Origin of the sequence: Stenotrophomonas sp. HMSC10F06 (genome assembly GCF_001807865.1) — a bacterium.
GTDB classification, from domain to species: Bacteria; Pseudomonadota; Gammaproteobacteria; order Xanthomonadales; family Xanthomonadaceae; genus Stenotrophomonas; species Stenotrophomonas bentonitica_A.
Map to the genome: position 1 here is coordinate 139,022 of NZ_KV791267.1, position 26,067 is coordinate 165,088.

Genomic DNA, 26,067 nt, shown 5'->3' on the forward strand with positions numbered 1-26,067 from the left:
CACCGCGAACGAATCCGAGAGTTTAAACCACCGCCCCATGTCGAAGCTCGATCGCTATCTCCTGCGTGATTTCGTCCAGAGTTTCCTGGCCACCCTGATCGTGTTGCTGGTGGTGAGCGTCGGTGGTGTCCTGGTGGACATCCTCGGCAACATCGCCGACGGCCGCCTGCCTGCCCGCCTGCTGTTCTCACAGCTGGGCCTGCAGTTCATCGTCTATATGCCGCTGATCCTGCCGCTGGCGCTGATGCTGGGCCTGCTGCTGGCCACGGCCCGGCTGTACCGGGACTCGGAAATGGCGGTCATCACCGCCATCGGGGTCGGCCCCAAGCGCCTGCTGCGCCCGCTGCTGATGCTGGTGGTGCCGGTGGTCGGGCTGATCGCCCTGTGCTCGCTGTGGCTGGGCCCCTGGGCCGATCGCACCGGCGAGACGATGATCGACGAGGCCAACCGCAGCGTGGTCATGGCCGGCCTGGAGGCGGGCAAGTTCACCCCGCTGCCCAATGGCGGCGTGGTCTACCTCTCCTCGGTCTCCCCGGATGGCACCCAGCTGGGAAAGGTCTTCCTGCAGCGCCAGAAGGAGGACCGCCTCGAGGTGATCTCCGCCGATCACGGCCGGATGTACTTCGAAGGCGCCAAGCAGCGCTATCTGGAACTGGACGATGGCCACCAGGTGGAAGGCCCGGCCAATGGTGCGCTGGACTACAAGCTGATGACCTTCGCGCGCAACGACGTGGCCATGCCCGACGGTGCCGAGACCCGCAAGGACGATGACCCCGAGCTGCTGCGCACCACCCAGCTGTTCGGCGATGAACGCCCCGAGGCCCAGGCCCAGCTGCACTCGCGTATCGCCCCGCCGCTGATCGCACTGGCCTTCGCCCTGATGACCCTGCCGCTGGCCCGCAGCTCGCCGCGCCAGCAGCGCTACGGCCGGATGATGCTGGCCTTCCTGGCCTACATGGTCGGCATGAACCTGATGTTCATCGGCACCCGCTGGATCGCCGATGGCAAGATCCCCGCCGTGGCGGGCCTGTGGTGGCTGACCCTGCCGCTGCTGGGCCTGGCCCTGTGGATGTATTTCCGCGACGGCAAACTGTCGCGCCCCCGGAGGACCGCATGAACGTGTTGCGCCCCATGCGGTTTGATCTGTACCTGGGCCGTGCCGTGTTCGGCACCGTCCTGCTGACCTGGGCGGTGCTGGTCGGCCTGGACGTGGTGATGGCCTTCTCCGGCGAGTTCAAGGACGTCGGCAAGGGCAGCTATACCCTTGGCCACGCCGCCGCCTGGGTGCTGTACACCGTGCCCCGCCGTGCCTACACCTTTTTCCCGACCGCCGCCGTGATCGGCGCGCTGATGGGGCTGGGCCAGCTGGCCGCCACCTCCGAACTGACCGCGCTGCGTGCGCTGGGCCTGTCGCGCAAGCGGCTGAGCGTTTCGGTGGCGATCGCGCTGTCGCTGATGACCGCGGTGATGGTGTTCAGCGGCGAAACGCTGGGCCCGTGGGGCCAGAGCAAGGCCGACGACATCAAGATCAGCGCCAAGTGGGGCAGCAGCCTCAGCGCGGCCCGCTACTCGGGCGTATGGGCGCGCGAAGGCGATACCTTCCTCAACGCCCAGAGCGGCGATGAGCAGTTGCAGGCCGGCGGGGGCACGCGGCTGATCCTGCACGACGTGCGCCTGTACAAGATCGCCGACGACGGCCGCCTGGCCTCGCTCACCTATGCGACTACCGCCGAGCACGGCGCCGACGGCTGGGTGTTGAACAAAGTCCGCCGCGACACGTTCGGTGAGCGTTCGGCCACCCGCGAGACGGCCGAGTCCGAGCCGTGGGATTCACGCCTGGATGCGGCGGCGCTGGCCAGCGGCATTTCCAAGCCGCGCAATCTGACGGCGATGGATCTGCGCACCAGCATCGAGTACCGCAAGCGCAATGGGCTGGACGCGCGCGATTACGAGGATGTGTACTGGAGCCGCTGGTTCTATCCGATCAATGTGCTGGCGCTGTGCCTGGCGGCGGTGCCGTTCGCGTTCGGTTCGCTGCGCAGCGGTGGCATGGGCAAGCGCTTGTTCCTGGGCATTCTGTTCGCGCTGGGCTTCTGGTTGCTGCAGTTGTTCTTCGGGCGCATGGCAGGTGCGTTGAAGTTCGATTACCGGATTGCGTATGCGCTGCCCCCGATCGTGATGATGGTGGTATCCGGGTTGTTGTTCCGACGAAAGTCGGGCTGATTTTTCTGCTCGAGCGGAAGATGTCAAACGCTGCAAGAGCCAAAGACCAAAGCCAAAGACCAAAGCCAAAGCGGCCACCATGATCTCTCAGGCAGGCGCGACGGGCTCACCATTCCGGGACCCGCCGCAAGTCCCGCTCCGCGGCCGGCCCAGCTGCTGGCGGCTGTGCGTTCGACCGGATGCGAGGCAGTGCCTCGCGAGCCATCCGCTCTCACCCATGTAGGCTCGTGTGCTGCCATCCATGGCAGCACACGGTCCCGGCCTGGTAATCCCGCCGCGCCTCCGACAGTGTGCTGGTGGGGGAGGGAGAGCAGCCGGGCATGGCCCGGCTCTACCGTCCTGATGGGTTGGCGCAGTGCTTCGGTAACCGAACAACCCGCGTCCCGCTGGCCCGGTCATGCCAGGTCAACCGCTGCCGATCCACCAGCGCCCACCAGAACCCCAGGCCGGCCGTCAGCACCGACAGGGACCCCACCGCATACCGCAGCCACAACTGCCTGCGCGTCGGCCCCGTGCCGTCCAGCGACACCACCCGCAACCGCCACGGCCGCATCCCCAGCGTCTGCCCGCCGCGGCGCCAACTCATCGTCGCGTACAGGCCTGTCACGACCCAGCAGCATGCCCACAACGCCCACTGCCACGCGCTGAACGGGGCGATGTTCTCCCGCGCTGCGTGACCGCTGATCGTGTAGACCGCCACGAACACCGCCCCCAGCAGCATCCACAGCGCCAGGGCGGGGAAGAAGTCGTACAACAGTGACAACAGCCGCCACAGCAGCAACGATGCAGGGCGATCAGCAGCGGGGGACGACAGCGCGGTATCGGTCATGACCCGGAGCATACCCGGCCCGCTGCCCGCGTTCGATGGCCCACGCACGGCCTGCTCCGTATGCTGTCCGCATGTCCGACGCCACCACCCCCGCCCTGCGCCGCCAGCTCATCCAGCACCTGCCCGAGCTGCGCGATGACGACACCCTGCGCATCCAGCGCTTCCTCGACACCGCCTGGGCTGAACACGGCCTCGCGCGTGCCAGTCTGGACAGTTACCGGCGCGATCTGGAAGGTCTCGCGCGCTGGCGTGATGGCGCGGCCGGGGGGCTGGCCGGTCTCGATCGCGCCGGGCTGTTCGACTACCTGGCCTGGCGCTCCCGCCATGGCTGGTCGCCGCGCAGCAATGCCCGCCTGCTTTCCGCGCTGCGGGCCTTCTTCGCCGATGCGGTCCGCCGCGGCGAGCGCAGCGATGACCCCAGTGCGTTGCTCGATCCGCCGAAGCTGCCGCGGCTGCTGCCCAAGGCGCTGGCCGAAAGCCAGATCGATGCGCTGTTGGCCAGTCCCGACATCGACACGCCGCTTGGGCTGCGCGACCGCGCCATGCTGGAGTTGATGTATGCCGCGGGCCTGCGCGTCAGCGAACTGGTCAACCTGCCGGCCAATGCCGTGAATCTGCGCCAAGGTGTGCTGCGCGTGACCGGCAAGGGCAGCAAGGAACGGCTGGTTCCGCTGGGGGAAGAATCCCAGCACTGGCTCGAACGTTATCTGGCCGAATCGCGCCCGCAGCTCACCGGCAAGCGCAACGTGCCGACGCCACAGGACGGCGCTGTGCCGATGTTTTTGGAGCCCTCCCTGCATCCCTTGAGCCGCCAGCAGTTCTGGGGGCTGGTGAAGAAGTACGCGGTGCTGGCCCGGATCGACCCCGCCCGGATCAGTCCCCATGGCCTGCGCCACAGCTTCGCCACCCACCTGCTCAACCGGGGCGCCGATCTGCGCGCCCTGCAGATGCTGCTCGGCCACAGTTCGCTGTCCACCACCCAGATTTACACGCTGGTGGCCCGCGAGCACCTGCAGAAGCTGCACGCCAAGCACCACCCGCGCGGCTGAGGCGGGGCCAAACGCGGCCGCGCCTCACCGTTCCACTGCGGTCCAGCTGCGTGAGCAGGCAGCTGTGCGAGAATCCAGCCTGACCTCTTACACCGGAATGCTCGATGCTCCGTGTTGCCATTGCGGCGCTCTTCGGCGCGCTCAGCCTGTCTGCCTGCGCGCAGCAACCGTCCGCTCCGGCGGCCAAGACCACTGCCGCCACCCCGGCCACTGCCGGTGATGCCGACCAGCGCGTGCGCACCGCGCTGCAGCAGCTGGACCCCACCTTCCAGCCTGATTTCATCGGGGCCGCGCCGTTTGCCGGTTTCCGCGAGGTGCTGGTCGGTGGCCAGGTGCTGTACGTCTCTGATGACGGCCGCTACCTGATGCAGTCCCAGCCGTACGACATCCAGAACAAGGCGCCGGTCAGCAGCCAGGGCCTGCTCAGCTACCGCCGCAAGCTGCTCGATGGCGTGCCGCACAACGAGCGCATCGTGTTTGCCGCGCCGAATGCCAAGTACACCGTCAGCGTCTTCACCGACATCGAGTGCGGCTACTGCCGCAAGCTGCACCAGGACATCGCCGAGCTCAACCGCAACGGCATCACCGTGGAATACCTGGCCTTCCCGCGCATGGGCCTGGGCAGCCAGGACTACACCGACATGATCTCGGTCTGGTGCGCTGCCGACCGCAAGCAGGCCCTGACCGCCGCCAAGACCGGCAAGGCCGTCACCCCGAAGAACTGCACCAATCCGGTGGCCATGCAGTACAAGCTCGGCCAGCAGATGGGCGTCAACGGCACCCCGGCGATCTTCGCCGCCGATGGCACCCAGCTCGGTGGCTACCTGCCGCCGGCGCAGCTCAAGGCCGCGCTGGAACGTGTCTCGGCAGGCGGCAGCCGCTGAAGACAGAACGCCCCGGCCAGGCCGGGGCGTTTTCGTTGTTGCGATCAACGCGGCGCGTCCCTGCGGGATCCGCGAGGCAGCGCCCCGTGTCAGGCGGGCTTACTTCAAGCCGTCACTGATCGCCTTGGTCAGGGTGCCCTGCGCATCATCGCCGCTGAACTCCCAGAAGAATGCACCGCCCAGGCCCTGTGCTTTCACATAGCCCATCTTCTCGGTGACCATCGCGGGCGTATCCAGACTCCAGAACGTGGTGCCGTTGGAGATCCACGTGGCCTTGGCGACGTTGTCGGTGTACACCGGCCAGTTGAGGGTCTTCAGCACCTTCCAATCTTCGATACCGGCTTCGTACGTGCCCGGTGCCGCGCCGCTGGCGCTCTTGTAGAGCCCATTGTTGCCGCTGGCCACGCCGGTCCAGCCACGCCCGTAGTAGCCGATGCCCAGGTTCAACTTGCTGGCCGGTACCCCGCGGCTGAGGAAGGCTTCCATCGCATCGTTGCTGTTGTAGAGCTTCTGGTCGCCCGTGGAAGGATCGGCCGGTGAATCGAACAGGGCTGAGTGATGGTTGGTCTGCGGATCCCATGCGCCGTGGAAGTCGTAGGTCATCACGTTGATGAAATCCAGGTACGGGTGGTAGCTGGCCGGATCGGTCACCCGGATCTTGTCCACGCCTGCGCCCACGGCCACCGTCAGCAGCAGCCCGGGCCGCACTGCGTCGAGCTGGCGGCGGAATTCGGCCAGCAGGGCGGTGAAGTTGGCATTGTCGGCCGGTGTGCCGCAGCTCAACCCGCAGGCCACCGGGTACTCCCAGTCGATGTCGATGCCATCGAACACGCCGAGTGCCGCACCCGCGCCGCCGGCACCATCGGCGACCGGCAGGTTGCCCTTGATGTAGGCATCGATGCACGAGGCCACGAACGCCTGCCGGTTGGCCGGCTGCGCTGCGCTGGAGAACCCGCGCGACCAGGTCCAGCCGCCGAGCGAGATCAGCACCTTGATGTTCGGGTGTTTGGCCTTGAGCTGCTTGAGCTGGTTCCAGTTGCCACGCAGCGGCTGGTCCCAGGTATCGCCGACGCCACTCACGCTGGCCCCGGCAGCGAAGGATTTGCCGTAATCAGCGTACGCATCGCCGCCCACGCCGGTGTTCGGGTCGGAGGCCTGGGTCACGCCCACTTCGCAGCGGTTGTTGCGCACGTTGCCGAAGGCGTAGTTGATGTGGGTCAGCTTCGCTGCCGAGCCGCTGGTATCGATGTTCTTGACCTGGTAGTTGCGGCCGTAGATGCCCCATTGGGTGAAGTAGCCGATCACCCGCTTGTTGCCGCCGCCCCCGCCACCGGCGGCCGTGGTCACGCTGATCGAACTGCTCTGCGCCGACGCATTCCCGGCGTTGTCACGCGCGCGCACCGTGTAGGTGTAGGCCGTGCTCGCGGTGAGGCCGCCGTCGGTGTACTGGGTGGCACTCGGCGAGCCGACCAGGCTGCCGTTGCGGTACACGTCGTAGCCGGCCACGCCGCTGCCGCCGCTGTTGTCGGTGGCGGCATTCCAGGCCAGGTTCACCGTGGTGGCGGTCCTGGAAGGTGAAGCCAGCCCACCCGGCACGCTGGGCGGCGTGGTGTCGTTGCTGGCTGCGGTGACGGTCACGCTGACCGTGGCCGAGGAGGTCACCGCATTGTTGTTGTCGGTGGCCACCGCCTTGAAGGTGTGGCTGCCCGCCGAGGCATTGCTCCAGACCACGCTGTACGGCGCGCTGGTGTCGATGCCCAGCGAGGTGCCGCCGCGGAAGAATTCCACCTTGCTGACGCTGCCGTCGGTATCGCTGGCGTTGGCGCTCACGGTGATGTTGCTGCCGGCGGTGAAGCTGGCCCCGGCGGTGGGCGAGGTCAGGCTGACGGTGGGCGGTTGGTTGCTGCCGCTGCCATCGCAGGCGCCCAGGTTGGTGTAGTAGGGCGCGCCGGCCGGGTGGTCCGGCGGTGCGTTCCAGATGTCCTGGTTGGCGCGGTACAGCACGCCTCCCTTCTGCAGGGTCTGGCCGGCCAGATAGATGGCCGCGCCGTTCCATTCGGGCGCCCCGGTACAGTTCGCGGCCTGCACCAGGGTGGGCGTGCCGGCCGCAGCGGCCAAGGCCAGGGCCAGCAGCCAGCGCCGCGGACGCAGGGTGGGGGCTGGGGAGGTAAACGATGTCACTGCACGGCGCGCAATCGGGTCTGGCATGGTCGGTCTCCGATCAGGTGGTGTGCGCATGCCGCCGGGATGGCGGCATGCGTGCAGCAGTTCCGGACGCCGGTGAGAGAGGCCGGCAACGACATGGGGGACGGACGGCACCTGGCCGTGGGCCAGGTGGTGATAACGTTGTCATGTAATCGGCGGCCAATCCGTGAACCAGTGCATGGTTCGGGTGTGAACTGGGCTGGGCACCGCCTGGGCCTGCCGATCCCCGGGGCCGGGCCGCGGCGGCCGAGTTGGGTACAATAGTGGGCCCCGTTCCCAACCACGGTTCCCCGGACATGATGGTCCTCGAGGGCGCATCCGCCCTTTCGCCGTTCCGCCGCGAACGTCTTGAATCCCGCCTGCAGTCCCTGGCCGCCGATCTGCGCATCACCGGTGCCTGGCATGTCTACTTCATCCAGACCGAGGGCGATGCGGCCCCGGACCCGGCGATCCTGAGCCGGATCCTGGAAGCCCAGCCCGCGCTGGCCGGGCGTGAGGACGGGGCGGTATCGCGCTTCGTGGTGCCGCGGTTGGGCACGCTGTCGCCGTGGTCGAGCAAGGCCACCGAGCTGGTCCGCGGTGCCGGGCAGCCGATCCGCCGGGTCGAACGTGGCCTGCGTATCGATCTGGCCGGATGGCCGGCCGACGCGGCCGCGCAGGAAGCGGTGATCCGCGCGCTGCACGACCCGATGACCCAGTCCGTGCTGGCCGAGACCGCGCAGGCGCAGGCGCTGTTCAGCGCCCCGGCCCGCGGTGAGCTGGAACGGATCGCGCTGGATGACCTGGAAGCGGCCAACACCCGCCTCGGCCTGGCGATGGCCCAGGACGAGATCGACTACCTGCGCCAGCGCTTCGGCGAACTGGGCCGCAAGCCGTCGGACGTGGAACTGATGATGTTCGCGCAGGCCAACTCCGAGCACTGCCGCCACAAGATCTTCAATGCCAGCTGGGCCATCGACGGTGCCGAGCAGTCGCACTCGTTGTTCCGGATGATCAAGAACACCCACCAGCAGACCCCGCAGCACACGCTGAGCGCCTACAGCGACAACGCCGCGGTGGTCGCCGGTTTCCCGGCCGCGCGCTATCGCCCGGACCCGGCCAGCGGCGAGTACCGCAGCGAGGCCGTGGTCGATTCGGCGTTCTGCATCAAGGTGGAAACGCACAACCACCCGACCGCGATCGCCCCGTTCCCGGGTGCGGCCACCGGTGCGGGCGGCGAAATCCGCGATGAAGGTGCGACCGGCCGCGGCGGCAAGCCCAAGGCCGGCCTGACCGGCTTCTCGGTCTCGCATCTGCGCATCCCGACCCTGCCGCAGCCGTGGGAAGCGCCGCGCGCGCTGAACCCGCGCATGGCACCGGCGCTGGACATCATGCTGGACGGCCCGCTCGGCGGCGCCGCCTTCAACAACGAGTTCGGCCGCCCGAACCTGCTCGGTTACTTCCGCAGCTTCGAACTGCCCGAAGGGCAGGGCCTGATCCGCGCTTATGACAAGCCGATCATGCTGGCTGGTGGCCTGGGCGCGATCGACCAGAACCAGGTCGAGAAGCTGCGCCTGCAGCCCGGCGACGCGGTGATCGTGCTCGGCGGCCCGGCGATGCTGATCGGCCTGGGCGGTGGTGCCGCCAGCTCGGTGGCCTCCGGTGAGAGCGCCGAAGACCTCGATTTCGCCAGCGTGCAGCGCGACAACCCGGAAATGGAACGTCGCTGCCAGGAAGTGATCGACCGCTGCGTCGCGCTCGGCCTGGACAATCCGATCCGCTGGTTCCATGACGTCGGCGCCGGTGGCCTGTCCAACGCGATTCCCGAACTGCTGCACGACTCCGGCGTGGGTGGCGTGATCGATCTGGGCAAGGTGCCCGCCGATGACCCGTCGCTGTCGCCGATGCAGTTGTGGTGCAACGAATCGCAGGAACGTTATGTACTCGGCGTGCCGCAGGCGCGTCTGGCCGAGTTCGCCGCGCTGTGCGCGCGTGAACGTTGCCCGTTCGCCGCGGTCGGTGTCGCCACGGCCGAAGAGCGTCTGGTCGTGGCCTATGGCGCGACCGTGGGCAACATTCCGGCCGATGCCCCGATCGACCTGCCGATGGACGTGCTGTTCGGCAAGGCGCCGAAGATGCACCGCGACACCGTGCACCCGCCGGCGCCGCGCTGGCCGGCGCTGAAGACGGCCGGGCTGGACCTGCACGAAGCGGGTCTGCGCGTGCTGGCCCATCCCTCGGTGGCCTCGAAGAACTTCCTGGTCACCATCGGTGACCGCAGCGTCGGTGGCCTGACCGCACGCGAACAGATGATCGGCCCGTGGCAGCTGCCGCTGGCCAACGTCGCCATCACCTTGGCCGGTTTCGACACCGTGGCCGGCGAAGCGATGTCGATCGGCGAGCGCACCCCGCTGGCGCTGCTGGATGCGGCCGCGTCGGCGCGCATGGCGGTCGGTGAAGCGATCACCAACCTGTGTGCGGCCCCGGTCGACGCGCTGGAAACGGTCAAGCTGTCGGCCAACTGGATGGCCGCCGCCGGGCACAATGGCGAAGACGCGCTGCTGTACGACGCGGTGCGTGCGGTCGGCATGGAGCTGTGCCCGCAGCTGGACCTGAGCATTCCGGTCGGCAAGGACTCGCTGTCCATGCAGGCGCAGTGGCAGGCCGATGGCCAGGCACACAAGTCGGTCTCGCCGGTGTCGCTGGTGATCTCGGCGTTCGCGCCGGTTGCCGATGCCACCGGCCAGCTGACCCCGCTGCTCGACCGTGACGCCGACAGCGAGCTGTGGTTGATCGGCCTGGGCGCCGGCAAGCAGCGCCTGGGCGGCTCGATCCTGGCCCAGGTGCACGCCGACCATTCCGCACTGCCGGCCTTTGCCGGTGCGGTGCCGGACCTGGACGATGCGCAGCGCCTGCGTGCCTTCTTCGAACTGATCCGTGATGCACGCCAGGCGGGCCTGCTGCTGGCCTACCACGACCGCAGCGATGGCGGCGCGTTCGCCGCGTTGTGCGAAATGGCCTTTGCCTCGCGCCTGGGCCTGGACATCACCCTGGATGCCTGGGGCGATGATCCGTTCCGCAGCCTGTTCAATGAAGAACTGGGTGCGGTGGTGCAGATCGCCAAGGAAGACCGCGCGGCCTTCGCTGATCTGGTCGAGCGTCACGCACTGACCGAATGCGCCCAGCGCATCGCGCGTCCGACCACCGCGCCGGTGGTACGCGTCTCGCTGCAGGGCGAAAGCCTGGTCGAGTGGCGCTGGGAAGCGCTGTTCGATGCGTGGTGGTCGGTCACCCATGCCATGCAGAAGCTGCGCGACAACCCGGACAACGCCGACCAGGAGCGTGCCATCGCGCGCAACTTCAACGCGCCGGGCCTGAAGCCGAAGCTGACCTTCGATCTCAACGAAGACGTGGCGATGCCCTTCATCAACACCGGCGCGCGCCCGCGCGTGGCGGTGCTGCGCGAGCAGGGTGTCAACGGCCAGATCGAAATGGCGAACGTCTTCGAACGTGCCGGCTTCAGTTCGTTCGATGTGCATATGAGCGACCTGATCGAAGGCCGTGTCGCGCTGTCCGATTTCACCGGCCTGGTGGCCTGTGGCGGCTTCAGCTACGGCGACGTGCTCGGTGCCGGCCGCGGCTGGGCCACCTCGGTGCTGGAGCGCAGCGCGCTGCGCGATGCCTTCGCGGCGTTCTTCGCCCGCGAAGACAGCTTCGCGCTGGGTGTGTGCAACGGCTGCCAGATGATGAGCCAGCTCAAGGACATCATCCCCGGTGCCGAGCACTGGCCGCAGTTCCGCCGCAACCGCAGCGAGCAGTTCGAAGCGCGCACCGCGCTGCTGGAAGTGGTGGAATCGCCGTCGATCCTGCTGCGTGGCATGGCCGGTTCACGCCTGCCGGTCGCGGTGGCACATGGCGAAGGCCAGGCGGTGTTCGCCAATGCGGTCGATCAGGCGGCGGCGCGCGTGTCGCTGCGTTACATCGATGGCGACGGCAACGTAGCCACCCAGTACCCGCTGAATCCGAACGGCTCGCCCGACGGCATCACCGGCCTGACCACCACCGATGGCCGCACTACGATCATGATGCCGCACCCGGAACGCACCCCGCGTGCGATCAACCACAGCTGGCATCCGGACGAGTGGAACGGCGATTCGCCGTGGCTGCGGATGTTCCGCAACGCAAGAGTATGGTGCGGCTGATACTGCGCATCGCCTCCCAGTCGAGGTAGTGAAAACCGCGTGAAGAAACCGCCGGCTTGCCCGGCGGTTTTCTTTTGTACGCCCGACAACATGATCGGCAGCAATGAGTTACATCGCGTTACAACGTGAAATGACGTTATCGCCGTTACTCACATGCATCTAACAAAATCCTTCAATAACGCGTGGTTTTTGTGACGCACTTCGCGGTCATATGAATTTCAATGTCAAAGTCTTGACGTTGTTCAAACTGTACGTTAACACTGCATCCTCATTTCGACAGCGTTCAGTTCCACAGTAACCGCATGGATGGCGTGCACGCTGTAGGTATCTGCCAGCCATTGCGCACAACGCAGTAAATCAAGCGAAAAAACGCCCCCAGGGGACGTTGGACCACGCGGTCCGGCGTTGGCGTCGCTTTGCCTAAAACCAGCCTAATCAGGAGCCACATCGATGAATCGGATTTATCGCAAGGTCTGGAACAAAGCACTGGGGCAGATGGTCGTCGCCTCGGAATTGGCCAGCAGCCAGTCCTCGGGTGTCGTCATCGATCAGCGCCGAACCTCTGGCGGACGCAACACCGCACTGCTCTGCGCCGCCATCGCGTTGACGCTGGGAGTGGGCATGGCAGGCGGCGCGCAGACAGCGCGTGCGCAGTCGGTGGAGGTGGGTGGGAACGCGAACTGCGTGGTTCTGAACAGCACGGTCATCGACAGCTGTGTCGTTGATGGCAATGCCACCGCCTCGGGCACCAATGCGGTGGCGATCGGCAGCAACAGCACGGCCTCCGGGGCGAACAGCGTGGCGCTGGGCGCCGGCTCGAAGACCAACCGCGCCAACACGGTATCGGTGGGTGATGCGGGCAAGGAACGGCAGGTTACCAACGTGGCCGCCGGCACCGCCGCCACGGATGCGGTGAACAAGGCACAGCTGGACAAGGTTGCAGTGGCAGCCGAAGGCGCGACCCGCTATTTCAAGGCCGACGGTGACGGCAACGATGCCGACGCGGCGAAGATCGATGGCGAAGGTGCACTGGCCGCAGGGGCGAGCGCCAACGCGGACGGTGACGGCGCAACGGCGCTGGGCCACAGCAGCCAGGCCATCGGCAATGCGACCACCGCAGTGGGCAGCGAAGCACTCGCGGTCGGCCTCGGGGCAAGTTCGTTCGGCCAGGGCAGCCTGGCCTTCGGTGATGCGAGCATCGCGCTCGGCCAGAGCGCTGCGGCGTTCGGTCTGGGCGATGTCGCGCTCGGTGCATCGGCAGTGGCGGCCAGTGAAAACGGCGCGGCCACCGCGATTGGCGGTCTTGCCGAAGCCAGCGCCGATGGCGCGACCGCGATTGGTGGCGGCGCACTCGCCATCGGCCCGGGCAGCACCTCGCTGGGCCGCGGCGCGGCCAGTGCCGGCGAAGCGTCGGTGGCGGTCGGTGCGTTCAGCGTCGCGGTCGCCGATTTCAGTGCGACGCTCGGTGCGAATTCCGCTGCGGTTGCGGTAGGCAGCGTGGCGCTCGGCGCCGGCTCGTACGCCGATCGCGTCGACACGGTGTCGGTCGGCAATGCGCAGAACGGCCTGCGCCGCCAGATCACCAATCTCGCCGACGGCACCGATGACAGCGATGCGGTGAACAAGGCGCAGCTCGATGCCGTCGGCGGCGTCGCCGCCAACACGGACAAGTACTTCCAGGCCACCGGCAGCAGCGACAGCGATGCCGGTGCCTTCGCGGCAGGCGACAACGCTACGGCGATCGGTGAAGCATCCAACGCGCTGGCCGACGGTGCGACCGCGCTCGGCAGCGGCGCCACGGTGACCGCGCAGAACGCAACGGCGGTCGGTTACAACGCCAGCGCCACCGGCCAGAACAGCGCGGCCTTCGGCACCAATGCGCAGGCCAATGGCCCGGGCAGCGTGGCGGTCGGCGGTGCTGCGGTGGATGCCGATGGCAATCCGCTGATCACCAATGGCGGCGTACCGGTCGATACCGGCGCGACCAGCGCCGGCGTGGGCGGCACGGCGGTCGGTGCAAGTGCGGAAGCCTCCGGGTTCGCTGCGTCGTCCTACGGCGTCGGCGCGTACGCGGCCGGTGCACAGGCGTCGGCCTTCGGCGCGGTGGCCAACGCCACCGGCGACTATTCCACTGCGGTCGGGACGCAGAGCGTGGCGACCGGCAACAGCAGCACGGCCATCGGTGGCCCGGCGGATCTGCTGCCGGGGCTGGGCTTCTTCGTGCAGACCCAGGCCAGCGGCGAAGCCGCCACGGCCGTCGGCGCAGGTGCGATCGCCAGCGGTGATTACGCCGTGGCCAACGGCACCCTGAGCGAAGCCTCGGGCACTGAAGCCACCGCCGTGGGCTACTTCGCCTATGCCCCGGGTGAGGGCGCCACTGCACTCGGCGCGGAGACCTGGGCCAGCGGGGAACTGAGCACGGCGGTCGGTTTCTACAGCACCGCGCGCGGCGCCAACAGCGTTGCCCTCGGCGCCAACTCCACCGCCACCCGTGACAACACGGTCTCGGTCGGTGACGTCGGCAACGAGCGCCAGATCACCAGCGTCGCAGCCGGTACCGAAGCCACGGACGCGGTCAACAAGGCACAGCTTGATGCCGTCGCGACGTCGGCCTCGGCGACCTCGGCGCAGTTCAAGGCGAACGGTGCGGCCGGCGGTGTGGTCGGTGCCTTCGCCGAGGGTGAGGATGCGCTGGCGGCCGGTGAGGCCAGCAATGCGCTGGGTGCCGGTGCCACGGCGGTCGGCGGCGGCGCGACCGCGGTCGGCGATGACACTGTCGCGCTGGGCCGCAACAGCAGCGCCACCGGCAATGGCAGTGTCGCCATCGGTGGGCTGGGCCAGGCCTATGACGAATACAACCAGCCGCTGGTCGATGACCAGGGCAATGCGATCCTGATCGGTGCGACCGCGGCGCCGGACAGCGTGGCGGTCGGTGCCGGTGCTCAAGCTACCGGCACCACCAGCAACGCCTTCGGCAGCGGCGCGCAGGCCACCGGCAGCAACAGCCTGGCCAGCGGCTACAAGGCCCGCGCGACCGGCGATTACAGCGTGGCGCAGGGCGACAATGCCTTCGCCAGTGGCGAAGAAACCACGGCCACCGGTGCCTATGCATGGGCCACTGCCGATGGCGCCACCGCCTTCGGTTCCAGTGCATGGGCGACCGAAGCCAACGCGACCGCAGTCGGCCAGTCGGCCTGGGCCAGCGGCACTGGATCGACCTCGATCGGCTACAACAGCTGGGCGCGCGGCAGCAGTTCCACCGCGCTCGGCCGTGGTGCCTTCGGCTACGGCGACAACAGCGTAGCCGTAGGATTCCAGGCCCTGGGCAACAGCATCAACACCATCGCCATCGGCACCAATGTGGTGGCCGGCGGTGAAAGCGCGATCGGTATCGGCGCCGGCAGCAATGCCAGTGCGTCCAACAGCGTGGCGCTCGGCGCGGGTGCGGTCGCTGATCGTGCCTACACCGTCTCGGTCGGCAACGATGGCCGGCAGCGCCAGATCACCCAGGTCGCCGCCGGTACCGAAGGCAGTGATGCGGTCAATCTCGATCAGCTGAGCGCAGCCACCGATCAGTTCCAGGCCAGCGGTGATGGTGTTGCCGTCGCCGGTGGCGAGGAGAGTGTGGCCGCCGGTGCAAACGCGGCGACCGATGGCGATTACGCCACCGCAGTCGGTTCGAGCAGCTTCGCAGCCGGCACCGGTGCAGCGGCGATCGGCAGCGGCGCGTTTGCGCTGGCGGACAACGCTAGTGCCGTCGGCTTCAACGCCGTCGCCAGCGGTGCCAACGCAAGCGCAACCGGTGCCAACGCACAGGCGACCGCCGAATACGCAACAGCCAGCGGTGCCGAAAGCTTGGCCTCGGGTGAGCAGAGCACCGCGACCGGTGCGGCCAGCGTCGCCTCCGGCGCCGGCAGCCTGGCCGGTGGCGCGCTGTCCGACGCGGCCGGTGAAGAATCCGTGGCGTTGGGCTACTTCAGCAGCGCCAGTGGCGACGGCGCGACCGCGGTAGGTGCCGAAAGCGTGGTCAGTGGCACGCTGTCGGCCGGTTATGGCTTCGCCTCCGAAGCCACCGCCAACTACACCACCGCGATCGGCGGGTATGCCGTGGCCTCGGCTTTCAACGCCACCGCGCTGGGCAGCTTCGCGCAGGCGACCGGCTCCAACAGCGTGGCCCTCGGTGGTGATGCTGAAGCCTCCGGAGCCTACAGCACCGCCACCGGCCAGGGCAGCCTGGCCAGTGGCATCAACAGCGTGGCCGTCGGTGGTGCGCTGTTCGGCCTGCTGCCTACCGAAGCGTCGGGCAATTACTCCACGGCTGTCGGTGGTGGAGCATGGTCGCCCGGCGTGAACAGCACCGCGCTCGGCAACGCAGCAACCTCCACCGGGGCCAACAGCGTTGCGCTGGGCGCGGACTCGATCGCCGACCGCGATGACAGCGTCTCGGTCGGCAGCGCCGATGCGCAGCGCCAGATCACCCACGTCGCCGCCGGTACCGACGGCACCGATGCGGTGAACGTGAACCAGTTGAATGCGGTGGCCGATGCGGCCGCCACCACTAGCAAGTTCTTCCAGGCCAGTGGCAGTGCCGACAGCGATGCCGGTGCCTACGTGGAAGGCGACAACGCGCTGGCTGCCGGTGAGGCCGCCAATGCCATCGGCAACGGCGCCACCGCGCTGGGCAGTGGCAGCACCGTGATCGCCAATGAATCCACCGCCCTGGGCTTCAATGCCACGGTCACCGGGGACAACGCCGTGGCGATCGGCAGCAACGCCAGCAGCAGTGCTGCCGGGGCAGTCGCCATCGGCGATCTGAGCGCGGCGTCCGGTGCGGCGTCCGTCGCCATCGGCGGTGGTTCGCTGTCGCAGGGCTTCGGTGCGGTCGCGATCGGCGCTGGCTCGGAGGCGGCAGGCCTGGCCGCGACGGCGGTCGGGTACGGTGCGTGGGCGCTGGGCCGCGAGTCCACCGCGATCGGCAACTTCGCCACCGCCGACGGCTGGCAGGCCAGCGCGTTCGGCGCCAATGCCAGTGCCGCCTTCTTCGGCACCGCGCTGGGCAGCAATGCGCAGGCGGGCGAGGTCGCCACGGCGGTCGGCCAGGGCACGCGTGCGGACATCGCCGGCGCCGCCTTCGGCGTGCAGGCCAACGCCGGCCAGTATGGTGTGGCGGTCGGCAACAACGCCGCCACCGCCGAGGACGGCGTGGCCGTAGGCTTCAACGCGTTGGCCGGTGCGGATGCGGGCAGCGTCACCCAGGGCATCCAGACCACGGCCATCGGCAGCGAAGCCTGGGCAACCGAAGACGGTGCCACCGTGGTGGGCTACAACAGCTACGCGCAGGCGCTGAACTCCACCGTGGTCGGCAGCAACACGTGGACCACCAAGGACGCCGACAACAGCGTCGCGCTCGGTGCCGGTTCGCTGGCCGACCGTGCCAACGCCGTGTCGGTCGGCGCCGCAGAAGCCTGGACAGACGCCGCGGGCGTGGTGCATGCGGCCATCGACCGGCAGATCACCAATGTCGGTGCCGGTACCGAAGACACCGATGCGGTCAACCTTGCGCAGTTGAAGGAGGTGGCGGCCACCGCCGAAGCCACCAGCAAGTACTTCCAGGCCAGCGGCAGCGACGACAGCGACGCCGGTGCCTACGTGGAAGGCGACAATGCGCTGGCTGCCGGTGAGGCCGCCAACGCCATCGGCAACGGCGCCAGCGCACTCGGCAGCGGCGCCACCGCCATCGCGGACAACGCCACGGCCGTCGGTTTCAATGCCCTGGCCAGCGCTGACGGCGCCGCGGCCCTGGGCAGTGACGCGCAGGCGACCGGCGAAGACAGCGTGGCGATCGGCAACGGCGCCAGTGCCAGCGAGATCGGTGCGAGCGCCACCGGCGCCGGTGCACAGGCCGGTGGTGCATACGCCACAGCGACCGGCAGCCAGTCCACGGCGGCCGGCCAGCAGGCCACCGCCAATGGCTTCCGCGCCAATGCCTCCGAAGCCGGTGCATCGGCCTTCGGCAGTTACAGCGAAGCGACCGGCCAGCTCTCGTCCGCGCTGGGCTACGGGGCGGTCGCCTCCAACGCCTACGCCGTGGCGGTGGGTGCGGCCTCGACGGCCTCCGGCGCTGGTGCGGTGGCGGTGGGTGAGTACTCCGAAGCCACCGGCGATGAGAGCGTGGCGATCGGTGGCACGACCTTCTTCGGTCTGCTGCCGTCGCGCGCATCGGGTACCGGCGCCTCGGCCTTCGGTGCGGGCGCGTGGGCAACCGATGATTACGCCACGGCGATCGGCTGGAACTCGTGGGCCGATGCGGGCAATGCCACGGCACTGGGTGCCAGTGCCAGCGCGGAAGGCGTGAACAGTGTTGCGCTCGGCGCCGGTTCCACCGCGGATCGCGACAACTCGGTCTCGGTCGGCACAGCCAGCGCGCAACGGCAGATCACCAACGTCGCCGCCGGTACGGAGGGCACCGACGCGGTGAACGTCGATCAGCTCAGTGCGGTCGCCGATGTGGCCGAAACCACCAGCCGGTTCTTCCAGGCCTCGGGCAGCGGCAACGGCGATGACGTCGGCAGCTTCGTCGACGGGGCGTATGCCACTGCGGCGGGTGAGGCGGCCAATGCGTTCGGTACCGGGGCCTCGGCCTACGGCAGCGGCGCGCTGGCGTCGGGGCGCAACGCCTCTGCGTCGGGCTTCAACGCCTCGGCCACGGCAGACTCGGCGACCGCCATCGGTGGTGCGTTGTATTACGAAGATGAGAACGGCACCGTGTTGCTCGACAAGGCCACCAGCGCCAGCGCCGTCGGTGCCACCGCGCTCGGTGCGGGGGCGCAGGCCGACGGAAGCTTCAGCACCGCGACCGGTGCCGGTGCCACGGCGGCCGGGCTGCAGTCCTCTGCTTTCGGCTACAGCGCCGAAGCCGGCAGTGACTACAGCACCGCCGTCGGCACGTTCAGCGCGGCCAGCGGCGCGCGCACCACGGCGTTGGGCTACGGAGCCGAAGCCAGTGGCGATTACGCCTCCGCACTGGGCTGGGGCAGCGCCGCCTCGGGCAGCTACGCCAATGCGATCGGCTACGCATCACAGGCCAGCGGCGACAACAGTGTGGCTGCCGGTTCCAACGCCTGGGCAACCGCGGCACGCACCACGGCGGTCGGGCAGCTGGCCTGGGCGACCTCGCAGGGGTCCACCGCCATCGGCCAGGACAGCTATGCCTACAGCGGCATCAATGCCACCGCACTGGGCACCAGTTCGTCGGCCAGTGGTGCCGGCAGCGTCGCGCTCGGCGCCGGTGCCCGCACCAGCGAGGCCAATGTGGTCTCGGTCGGCGGCGGTAACGGCACCACCGGCCCGGCGACGCGGCGCATCACCAATGTCGGGGATGCGGTCAATGCCAGTGACGCGGTGACCAAGTCGCAGCTGGATTCGGTCGCTGCCACGGCCGATGCGGTCGGCAAGCACTTCCAGGCCAGCGGCAGCGGCGTGGCCACGGCCAGCGGCAGTGATGCACTCGCCGCCGGTTCCGGCGCCACGGCCAGCGCAACACGCAGCAGTGCACTGGGTACCGCAGCGGTCGCCTCGGCCACCGGTGCCACGGCCGTCGGTGCCGATGCCTCGGCACGCGGTGCCAACAGCACCGTGATTGGTCGCCAGGCCTCGACCAATGCGACCAACGGCGTGGCGATCGGCAACGGTGCGTTCGCCAGCAACGGGGCCAACAGCATCGCGATCGGGTCGGCGGCAGGCGTCTCCGGTGCCAACGCGGTGGCATTGGGCGCCGGCTCGCGCGCGGTCGAAGCCAATGTGGTCTCGGTCGGTGGCGGCAACGGCACCGATGGCCCGGCGACACGCCGCATCGTCAATGTGGGTGCCGGTCGCATCGCGGCGGGCAGCACCGATGCGGTGACCGGCGGCCAGCTCAACACCACCAACCAGCGCGTGGGTGCGGTGGAAACCCAGGTCGGTGATATCGACACCCGGATCGGCTCGGTCGAGAACGTCACCGCCAATGCGCTGACCTACGACGACAGCAGCCGCGACACGCTCACCCTCTCGGGTCTGCAGGGCACCACGCTGGACAACGTCGGCAGCGGTTCGATCGCATCCGGCAGCCGCCAGGCGATCAACGGCGGGCAGTTGTTCCAGTCGCTCACCGATGTCGCCACCTTCCTCGGCGGCGGGGCCAGTGTCGGCATGCAGGGCGTGTTCGTTGCGCCGAACTATGTGATCCAGGGCGCGACGTACAGCAATGTCGGCGATGCACTGGGTGCGCTGGACCGCAAGGTCAGCGACCTCGATCAGCGTGTCGCCGGTGGCAGCAGTGGCAGTGCACGTGCACGGACTGCCTCGCTGGCGACTGCCAGCGTCGCAGCGGACACCAGCGCTGTGCAGGAGGCCAGCGTCATCAGCGCTGCCAGCGAAACCGTCGTCGCCAACGTGCAAGGCGCGCCGACCGCTGCAAGTGTCGGCAGCAGTCAGCCAATCAACGCGCCGGCGGCCGCACCTGCCGCCGTCAACGCGGTGGCGATGGGTGACGGTGCCGTCGCAAGCGGGGCCTCGGCCACGGCCATCGGCCAGGGCGCGACCGCCTCGGCGGCCAACTCGGTGGCGCTGGGCCAGGGCTCGGTCGCCGATCGTGCCGACACCGTCTCGGTCGGCAGCGTCGGCAACGAGCGACAGGTCGCCAACGTCGCGGCCGGTACGCAGGCCACGGATGCGGTCAACAAAGGCCAGCTGGATGGCGGCATCGCGACCGCCAACAGCTACACCGACCAGCGCTTCACCTCGATGGCCGACAGCTTCGACATCTACAAGGGCGAGATCGACCAGCGCCTGCGTCACCAGGACCGCCGCATCGATCGCCAGGGCGCGATGAGCGCGGCCATGCTCAACATGGCCACCAGCGCCGCCGGCGTGCGCACCCAGAACCGCGTCGGTGTCGGCGTCGGTTTCCAGGGCGGTGAATCGGCCCTGTCGCTGGGCTACCAGCGTGCGCTCAGCGAGCGCGCCACGGTGACCCTGGGCGGTGCCTTCAGCAGTGATGACAGCTCGGTCGGCGTGGGTGCCGGCTTTGGCTGGTAAGCCGTTTCAACGCGGGGCCGTGCGCGGCCCCGCCGCAACGCAATGCAAGGCCTGAGGGGGCGGGTCACGGGAACCCTGGCCAGGGCCGGCCAGGGAGCTCGCATGGAGTGTTGGCCTGAACAGTCGTTTGATCCATGACCTTGAAGAGGACGTCAACGTGACCAGTAAGCAGAACCTTCGCATCAATGTGCTGGCAGCCGCCGTGCTGTCGTTGTCCGCAGGCGCCAGCGCCTATGCCGCGGGCCTGCCGGCCAAGGAGCCGGTGCGCCAGCCGGCTGCCGCCCAGGGCGCAGAGCGCATCATCGTCAAGTACCGCCCCGGCAGTGCCGCGGCCACGGATCGTTCGGCCAAGCTGACGGCCGTGCAGTCGGCGGTCGCCCGCGCCAGTGTCGGTGGCTCCGCCGCCGGGCGTGCCAGCGCGGTGAACCCGCAGATCGTGCGCAAGCTCGGTGTCGGTGCCGATCTGATCCGCCTGCAGGGCCGCTTGAGCCCGGCCGAACTGCAGAAGGTGCTGGCCGAGATCAAGGCCGATCCTTCCGTGCAGTACGCCGAAGTGGACGTGAAGCTGCAGCGCACCGATGTGCGCCCGCGCGACGCGACCCCGCAGCTGGTGCCGAACGATCCGTACTACGCGCAGTACCAGTGGCATCTGAACAGCGCTACCGGCGGCATCAATGCGCCGGCCGCGTGGGACATCGCCCAGGGCGAAGGCGTAGTGGTGGCGGTGCTCGATACCGGCATCCTGCCGCAGCATCCGGACTTCTCCGGCAATCTGCTGGAAGGCTACGACTTCATCAGCGACGCGGAGACCTCCCGCCGCGCCACCGATGACCGCGTGCCCGGCGCGCTGGATTACGGTGACTGGGTGGAGAACGACAACGAGTGCTATGCCGGCTCGCTGGCCGATGACAGTTCCTGGCACGGCACCCACGTGGCCGGCACCATCGCCGAATCCACCAACAATGGCGTCGGCATGGCAGGCGTCGCGTACAAGGCCCGCGTGCTGCCGGTGCGCGTGCTCGGCAAGTGCGGCGGCTACATCTCCGACATCGCCGATGCGATCACCTGGGCCTCCGGCGGCACCGTTGCCGGGGTTCCGGCCAATGCCAACCCGGCCGAGGTCATCAACATGAGCCTGGGCGGTGGCGGCGCATGCGATGCGCTCTACCAGGACGCCATCAACGGTGCGGTATCGCGGGGCACCACCGTGGTGGTCGCCGCCGGCAACTCGGCCTCCAACGCGGCCAACTTCCGGCCGGCCAGCTGCGCCAACGTGGTGGCGGTCGGCGCCACCCGCATCACCGGCGGCATCGCCTACTACTCCAACTTCGGCCCGGTGGTGGATCTGTCCGGCCCGGGCGGCGGCGGCAGCGTAGACGGCAACCCGGGCGGTTACGTGTGGCAGTCCGGCTACAACGGCCTGACCACGCCGACCTCCGGTGCCTACAGCTACATGGGCATGGCCGGTACCTCGATGGCCTCTCCGCACGTTGCGGCGGTGGCGGCGCTGGTGCAGGGCGCGGTCGCCGCGGCCGGCAAGGATCCGCTCACCCCGGCCGCGCTGGAAGCACTGCTCAAGCAGACCGCGCGGGCGTTCCCGGTGACCATCCCGACCGCCACCCCGATCGGCACCGGCATCGTCGATGCCAAGGCGGCCCTGGACAAGGCGCTGGAAGAAGAGTGCACCGAGAACTGCGGCCCGGTGGCGACCCCGCTGACCAACAAGGTCGCCGTGGGTGGCCTGAGCGGCGCCGGTGGCAGCGAAGTGCTTTACAGCTTCGAGGCGCAGGCCGGCAAGGTACTGAGCCTGCTCACCTATGGCGGCAGCGGCAACGTCTCGGTGTATGTGAGCCAGGGCAAGGAGCCGACCGCGACCGCGTTCGATGCCAAGTCCACGCGGCCGGGCAACAGTGAAACCGTGCGCTTCACCGCACCGGTGGCCGGAACGTATTACATCAAGGTGGTGGGCGAGTCCGCGTTCAGCGGCGTGAGCATTCTCGCCAACCAGTAATACGGGTCAAACGCCACGGGAGTCCGTCATGTGACGGGCTCCCGTTTTTACATCTGGACGGTGTGGAATCCCGCGTACGATCGCGGTGAACTGCTAAAGTCGCAGCGGTTGCCAGGAGAAGCTTCTTGAACGCGGTTGCCCAGGACCCCACTGCAGAATCCACCGCTGAATCCCGCATCGTCGGGGTATTGCTGGAGAAAGGCCGGCTCAAGGACAGCGATCTGGCCCGCGCGCGTCCGCTGCACCGTGAATCCGGTGGCAGCCTGCTCGGCCTGCTGGTCCGCCTGGGGCTGGTATCAGAGCGCGACCATGCACAGACCTGCGCCGAGGTTCTCGGCCTGCCGCTGCTCGACGCCAAGGCCGTGCCGGAATCGCCGCCCGAAGCGCTGCTGGACGGGCTGCCGCTGACGGTGCGATTCCTCAAGCAGTTCCATGTCTGCCCCCTCGCATTGCAGGACGACGCGCTGGATCTGTGGCTGTCCGATCCACAGGACCCGTATGCGGCCGATGCCGTGCAGCTGGCGATGGCGCTGCCGGTCCGCCTGCATGTCGGCCTGCGCTCGGAAATCGATGATCTGATCGAGCGCTGGTTCGGCCAGGGCCGCAGCGCGATGGGCGCGATCATCGAAACCGCGGACGGTGAAGGTGCGGCGGTCGACGACATCGAACACCTGCGCGACCTGGCGTCCGAAGCGCCGGTGATCCGGCTGGTCAATCTCGTGATCCAGCGGGCGGTGGAACTGCGCGCCTCCGATATTCATATCGAACCGTTCGAGAATCGCCTGAAGGTGCGCTACCGCGTAGACGGCGTGCTGATCGAAGGGGAAAGCCCGCCGGTGAATCTTACCGCTGCGGTGATCAGCCGCATCAAGATCATGGCGCGGCTCAACATCGCCGAACGTCGCCTGCCGCAGGACGGCCGCATCATGCTGCGCGTGCAGGGCAAGGAACTGGACCTGCGCGTGAGCAGCGTACCGACCGCGCACGGCGAAAGCGTGGTCATGCGTCTGCTCGACCGCGACACCGTTGTGTTCGATTTCCATCGGTTGGGGTTCACCGAGGCGTTCCTGCCGCAGTTCCGCAAGGTGCTGGAACAGCCACACGGCATCCTGCTGGTCACCGGCCCGACCGGTTCGGGCAAGACCACCACGCTGTACACCGCGCTGAGCCAGCTCAATACCGCCGACGTCAAGATCATCACCGTCGAAGATCCGGTGGAGTACCAGATCGAAGGCATCAACCAGATCCAGGCCAAGCCGCAGATCGGGCTGGATTTCGCCAATGCGCTGCGCAGCATCGTGCGCCAGGACCCGGACATCATCATGATCGGTGAAATGCGCGACCTGGAAACCGCGCGCATCGCCATCCAGTCCGCGCTCACCGGCCACCTGGTGCTGTCCACGCTGCACACCAACAACGCCGCAGGCGGCATCACCCGCCTGCTCGACATGGGCGTGGAAGATTATCTGCTCACCTCCACCATCAACGGCATCCTGGCCCAGCGCCTGGTGCGCAGGCTGGAGCCCCAGCACGCCCAGCGCTATCGCGCATCGCCCGAAGAGATCGATAAATTCGGCCTGCGCCGGCTGCAGCCGGAGGGCGAGATTTTCCTGTATCGCGCGCAGCCCTCGGCGATCGCACCGACCGGGTACCTGGGCCGGACCACCATCGTGGAATTCCTGGTGATGAACGATGCGCTGCGCAGTGCGGTGATGCGTCGGGCCGGGATGGGCGAGATCGAGCAGATCGCGCGTGCCGCGGGCATGCGCACCATGTACGAAGACGGGCTGTCCAAAGCCCTGCAGGGCCACACCACGCTGGAAGAAGTGCTGCGCGTGACGGAGGATGCCTGATGCGTGCCTGCGGCCAATACCGGGTGGGCGGCTGAGCATGCCCCAGTACCGCTACAAGGCGCTCAATGCCCACGGCGAACTGTTCGATGGCCAGATGGAGGCAGCCAGCGAAGCGGAGGTCGCCGCGCGGCTGCAGGACCAGGGCCACATGCCGATGGAGGCACGTCTGGCCAGCGAGGGTGTCGCTGGGGCGTCGTCGTGGCTGGCGCTGCTGCGCCGCAAGCCGTTCGATGGCGGCGCGCTGGTGCAGTTCACCCAGCAGCTGGCCACGCTGCTCGGTGCCGGCCAGCCGCTGGACCGCGCGCTGAGCATCCTGCTGGAACTGCCCGAAGACGAGCGTACCCGCCGCGTCATCACCGACATCCGCGACATCGTGCGCGGTGGCGCACCACTCTCGACCGCGCTGGAACGCCAGCACGGATTGTTCTCCCGGCTGTACATCAACATGGTGCGCGCCGGTGAGGCCGGCGGCAGCCTGCACGACACCCTGCAGCGACTCTCGGATTACCTCGAGCGCAGCGCCGAGCTGAAAGGGCGCGTGATCAACGCGCTGATCTACCCGGCGATCCTGTTGGTGGTGGTCGGCGGTGCGCTGCTGTTCCTGCTGGGTTACGTCGTGCCGCAGTTCGCGCTGATGTACGAGAGCCTGGATGTCGCGCTGCCCTGGTTCACCCAGTGGGTGCTCACCGCCGGGCTGGTGGTGCGCGAAGGCTGGGTCATCATGATCGTGGTGCCGGCCGTGATCGCGCTGGTAGTGGAACGGCGGCTGCGGCAACCGGCCGCGCGCCTGGCCGTGGATGGCTGGCTGCTGCAGCGCAAAGGCATCGGCCCGCTGCTGGGCAAGCTGGAGACCGCACGCCTGGCCCGCACGCTGGGCACGCTGCTGCGCAACGGCGTGCCACTGCTGTCCGGCCTGGGCATCGCGCGCAATGTGTTGAGCAACCGCGCGCTGGCTGCCGACGTGGATGCCGCCAGCGACGAGGTCAAGAATGGCAACGGGCTGTCGGCCTCGCTGTCGCGGGGCAAGCGGTTTCCGCGGCTGGCACTGCAGATGATCCAGGTCGGCGAGGAATCCGGTGCGCTGGATACGATGCTGCTCAAGACCGCCGATACGTTCGAGCAGGAAAGCGCGCGCGCGATCGACCGTCTGCTGTCGGCACTGGTGCCGGTGATCACCCTGGTGCTGGCCTCGGTGGTCGGCCTGGTGATCGTGGCCGTGCTGGTGCCGCTGTACGACCTGACCAATGCCATCGGCTGACCGGCCGCTGGTCAACACCTCTACGATTCGATGCAAGGAGCCTGCCACATGCAACGCCGCCGCCTGACCCGCTTCTCTTCCGCGCGCCACCAGTCCGGCATGAGCCTGCTGGAAATCATCATCGTCATCGTGCTGATCGGCGCGGTGCTGACCCTGGTCGGCAGCCGAGTGCTCGGCGGCGCCGACCGCGGCAAGGCCAACATCGCCAAGGCGCAGGTGCAGACCATGGCCGGCAAGATCGACAACTACCAGCTGGACACCGGCAAGCTGCCGGCCAAGCTGGAGGATCTGGTCACCCAGCCCAGCGGCAGTGCCGGCTGGCTCGGTCCGTACGCCAAGCCGGCCGATCTCAACGACCCGTGGGGCCACGCGCTGGAGTACCGCGTCCCGGGCGAAGGCGAGCCGTACGACCTGATCAGCCTGGGCAAGGATGGCAAGGTGGGCGGCAGCAGTTACGACGCGGACATCCGGTACGAGTAATCGGCATTGGGAGCAC

General features: G+C 68.3%; 12 protein-coding genes. 10 read left to right on the forward strand and 2 right to left on the reverse strand.

Features of this window, described 5'->3' with window-relative positions; translation table 11 throughout:
• Positions 1–37: 37 nt before the first annotated feature.
• Together lptF and lptG are read left to right on the forward strand one after the other, a co-directional pair.
• Positions 38–1,117 (forward strand): LPS export ABC transporter permease LptF, encoded by a 1,080-nt coding sequence (lptF, locus tag HMPREF3113_RS07880; protein WP_046273806.1) that lies wholly within the window; start codon positions 38–40, stop codon positions 1,115–1,117.
• Positions 1,118–1,131: 14 nt separating this feature from the next.
• Entirely contained in the window at positions 1,132–2,223 is a 1,092-nt protein-coding gene (gene lptG / locus HMPREF3113_RS07885) for an LPS export ABC transporter permease LptG (RefSeq protein ID WP_026069680.1), read from the forward strand.
• Positions 2,224–2,554: 331 nt separating this feature from the next.
• Here lptG and HMPREF3113_RS07890 read toward each other — a convergent pair whose 3' ends face one another.
• The gene (locus HMPREF3113_RS07890) at positions 2,555–3,052 is read right to left on the reverse strand and encodes an RDD family protein (RefSeq protein ID WP_254665258.1); all 498 of its coding nucleotides are present in this window, start codon (positions 3,050–3,052) and stop codon (positions 2,555–2,557) included.
• A gap of 71 nt (positions 3,053–3,123) precedes the next feature.
• Between HMPREF3113_RS07890 and xerD the strand changes: the two genes are divergently transcribed.
• Together xerD and HMPREF3113_RS07900 are read left to right on the forward strand one after the other, a co-directional pair.
• Positions 3,124–4,101, forward strand: coding sequence for a site-specific tyrosine recombinase XerD (gene xerD, locus HMPREF3113_RS07895; protein ID WP_070471686.1), 978 nt, complete (start codon positions 3,124–3,126; stop codon positions 4,099–4,101).
• Positions 4,102–4,205: 104 nt separating this feature from the next.
• Complete coding sequence (locus HMPREF3113_RS07900; RefSeq protein WP_070471687.1) at positions 4,206–4,985, forward strand: thioredoxin fold domain-containing protein; 780 nt, start codon at positions 4,206–4,208, stop codon at positions 4,983–4,985.
• Positions 4,986–5,084: 99 nt separating this feature from the next.
• Here the strand turns inward: HMPREF3113_RS07900 and HMPREF3113_RS07905 are convergent, their stop codons facing one another.
• A complete protein-coding gene (locus HMPREF3113_RS07905) occupies positions 5,085–7,193 on the reverse strand; it encodes a glycosyl hydrolase family 18 protein (protein ID WP_070471688.1) in 2,109 nt (702 codons plus the stop codon).
• Positions 7,194–7,486: 293 nt separating this feature from the next.
• Here HMPREF3113_RS07905 and purL point away from each other — a divergent pair, with 293 nt between their 5' ends.
• The 6 genes from purL to gspG all read left to right on the forward strand — a co-directional run bounded on the left by purL (position 7,487) and on the right by gspG (position 26,051).
• Complete coding sequence (gene purL / locus HMPREF3113_RS07910) at positions 7,487–11,371, forward strand: phosphoribosylformylglycinamidine synthase (protein ID WP_070471689.1); 3,885 nt, start codon at positions 7,487–7,489, stop codon at positions 11,369–11,371.
• A 450-nt stretch (positions 11,372–11,821) separates the two neighbouring features.
• Entirely contained in the window at positions 11,822–20,449 is an 8,628-nt protein-coding gene (locus HMPREF3113_RS07915) for an ESPR-type extended signal peptide-containing protein (protein ID WP_070471690.1), read from the forward strand.
• A gap of 157 nt (positions 20,450–20,606) precedes the next feature.
• Positions 20,607–22,460, forward strand: coding sequence for a S8 family peptidase (locus tag HMPREF3113_RS07920; protein ID WP_070471760.1), 1,854 nt, complete (start codon positions 20,607–20,609; stop codon positions 22,458–22,460).
• A gap of 125 nt (positions 22,461–22,585) precedes the next feature.
• Complete coding sequence (gene gspE / locus HMPREF3113_RS07925) at positions 22,586–24,313, forward strand: type II secretion system ATPase GspE (protein ID WP_070471691.1); 1,728 nt, start codon at positions 22,586–22,588, stop codon at positions 24,311–24,313.
• Between the two features lie 37 nt (positions 24,314–24,350).
• Positions 24,351–25,571, forward strand: a complete 1,221-nt coding sequence (locus tag HMPREF3113_RS07930; protein ID WP_070471692.1) for a type II secretion system protein XpsF — start codon at positions 24,351–24,353, stop codon at positions 25,569–25,571.
• A 48-nt stretch (positions 25,572–25,619) separates the two neighbouring features.
• Positions 25,620–26,051 (forward strand): type II secretion system major pseudopilin GspG, encoded by a 432-nt coding sequence (gene gspG, locus HMPREF3113_RS07935; protein ID WP_070471693.1) that lies wholly within the window; start codon positions 25,620–25,622, stop codon positions 26,049–26,051.
• The last annotated feature ends 16 nt before the right edge of the window (positions 26,052–26,067 follow it).

Bases quoted from the DNA above. Each gene is read 5' to 3' on its own strand.
- lptF (WP_046273806.1), top strand. From the start codon at position 38: ATGTCGAAGCTCGATCGCTATCTCCTGCGTGATTTCGTCCAGAGTTTC.
- lptG (WP_026069680.1), top strand. From the start codon at position 1,132: ATGCGGTTTGATCTGTACCTGGGCCGTGCCGTGTTCGGCACCGTCCTG.
- HMPREF3113_RS07890 (WP_254665258.1), bottom strand. From the start codon at position 3,052: ATGACCGATACCGCGCTGTCGTCCCCCGCTGCTGATCGCCCTGCATCG.
- xerD (WP_070471686.1), top strand. From the start codon at position 3,124: ATGTCCGACGCCACCACCCCCGCCCTGCGCCGCCAGCTCATCCAGCAC.
- HMPREF3113_RS07900 (WP_070471687.1), top strand. From the start codon at position 4,206: ATGCTCCGTGTTGCCATTGCGGCGCTCTTCGGCGCGCTCAGCCTGTCT.
- HMPREF3113_RS07905 (WP_070471688.1), bottom strand. From the start codon at position 7,193: ATGCCAGACCCGATTGCGCGCCGTGCAGTGACATCGTTTACCTCCCCA.
- purL (WP_070471689.1), top strand. From the start codon at position 7,487: ATGATGGTCCTCGAGGGCGCATCCGCCCTTTCGCCGTTCCGCCGCGAA.
- HMPREF3113_RS07915 (WP_070471690.1), top strand. From the start codon at position 11,822: ATGAATCGGATTTATCGCAAGGTCTGGAACAAAGCACTGGGGCAGATG.
- HMPREF3113_RS07930 (WP_070471692.1), top strand. From the start codon at position 24,351: ATGCCCCAGTACCGCTACAAGGCGCTCAATGCCCACGGCGAACTGTTC.
- gspG (WP_070471693.1), top strand. From the start codon at position 25,620: ATGCAACGCCGCCGCCTGACCCGCTTCTCTTCCGCGCGCCACCAGTCC.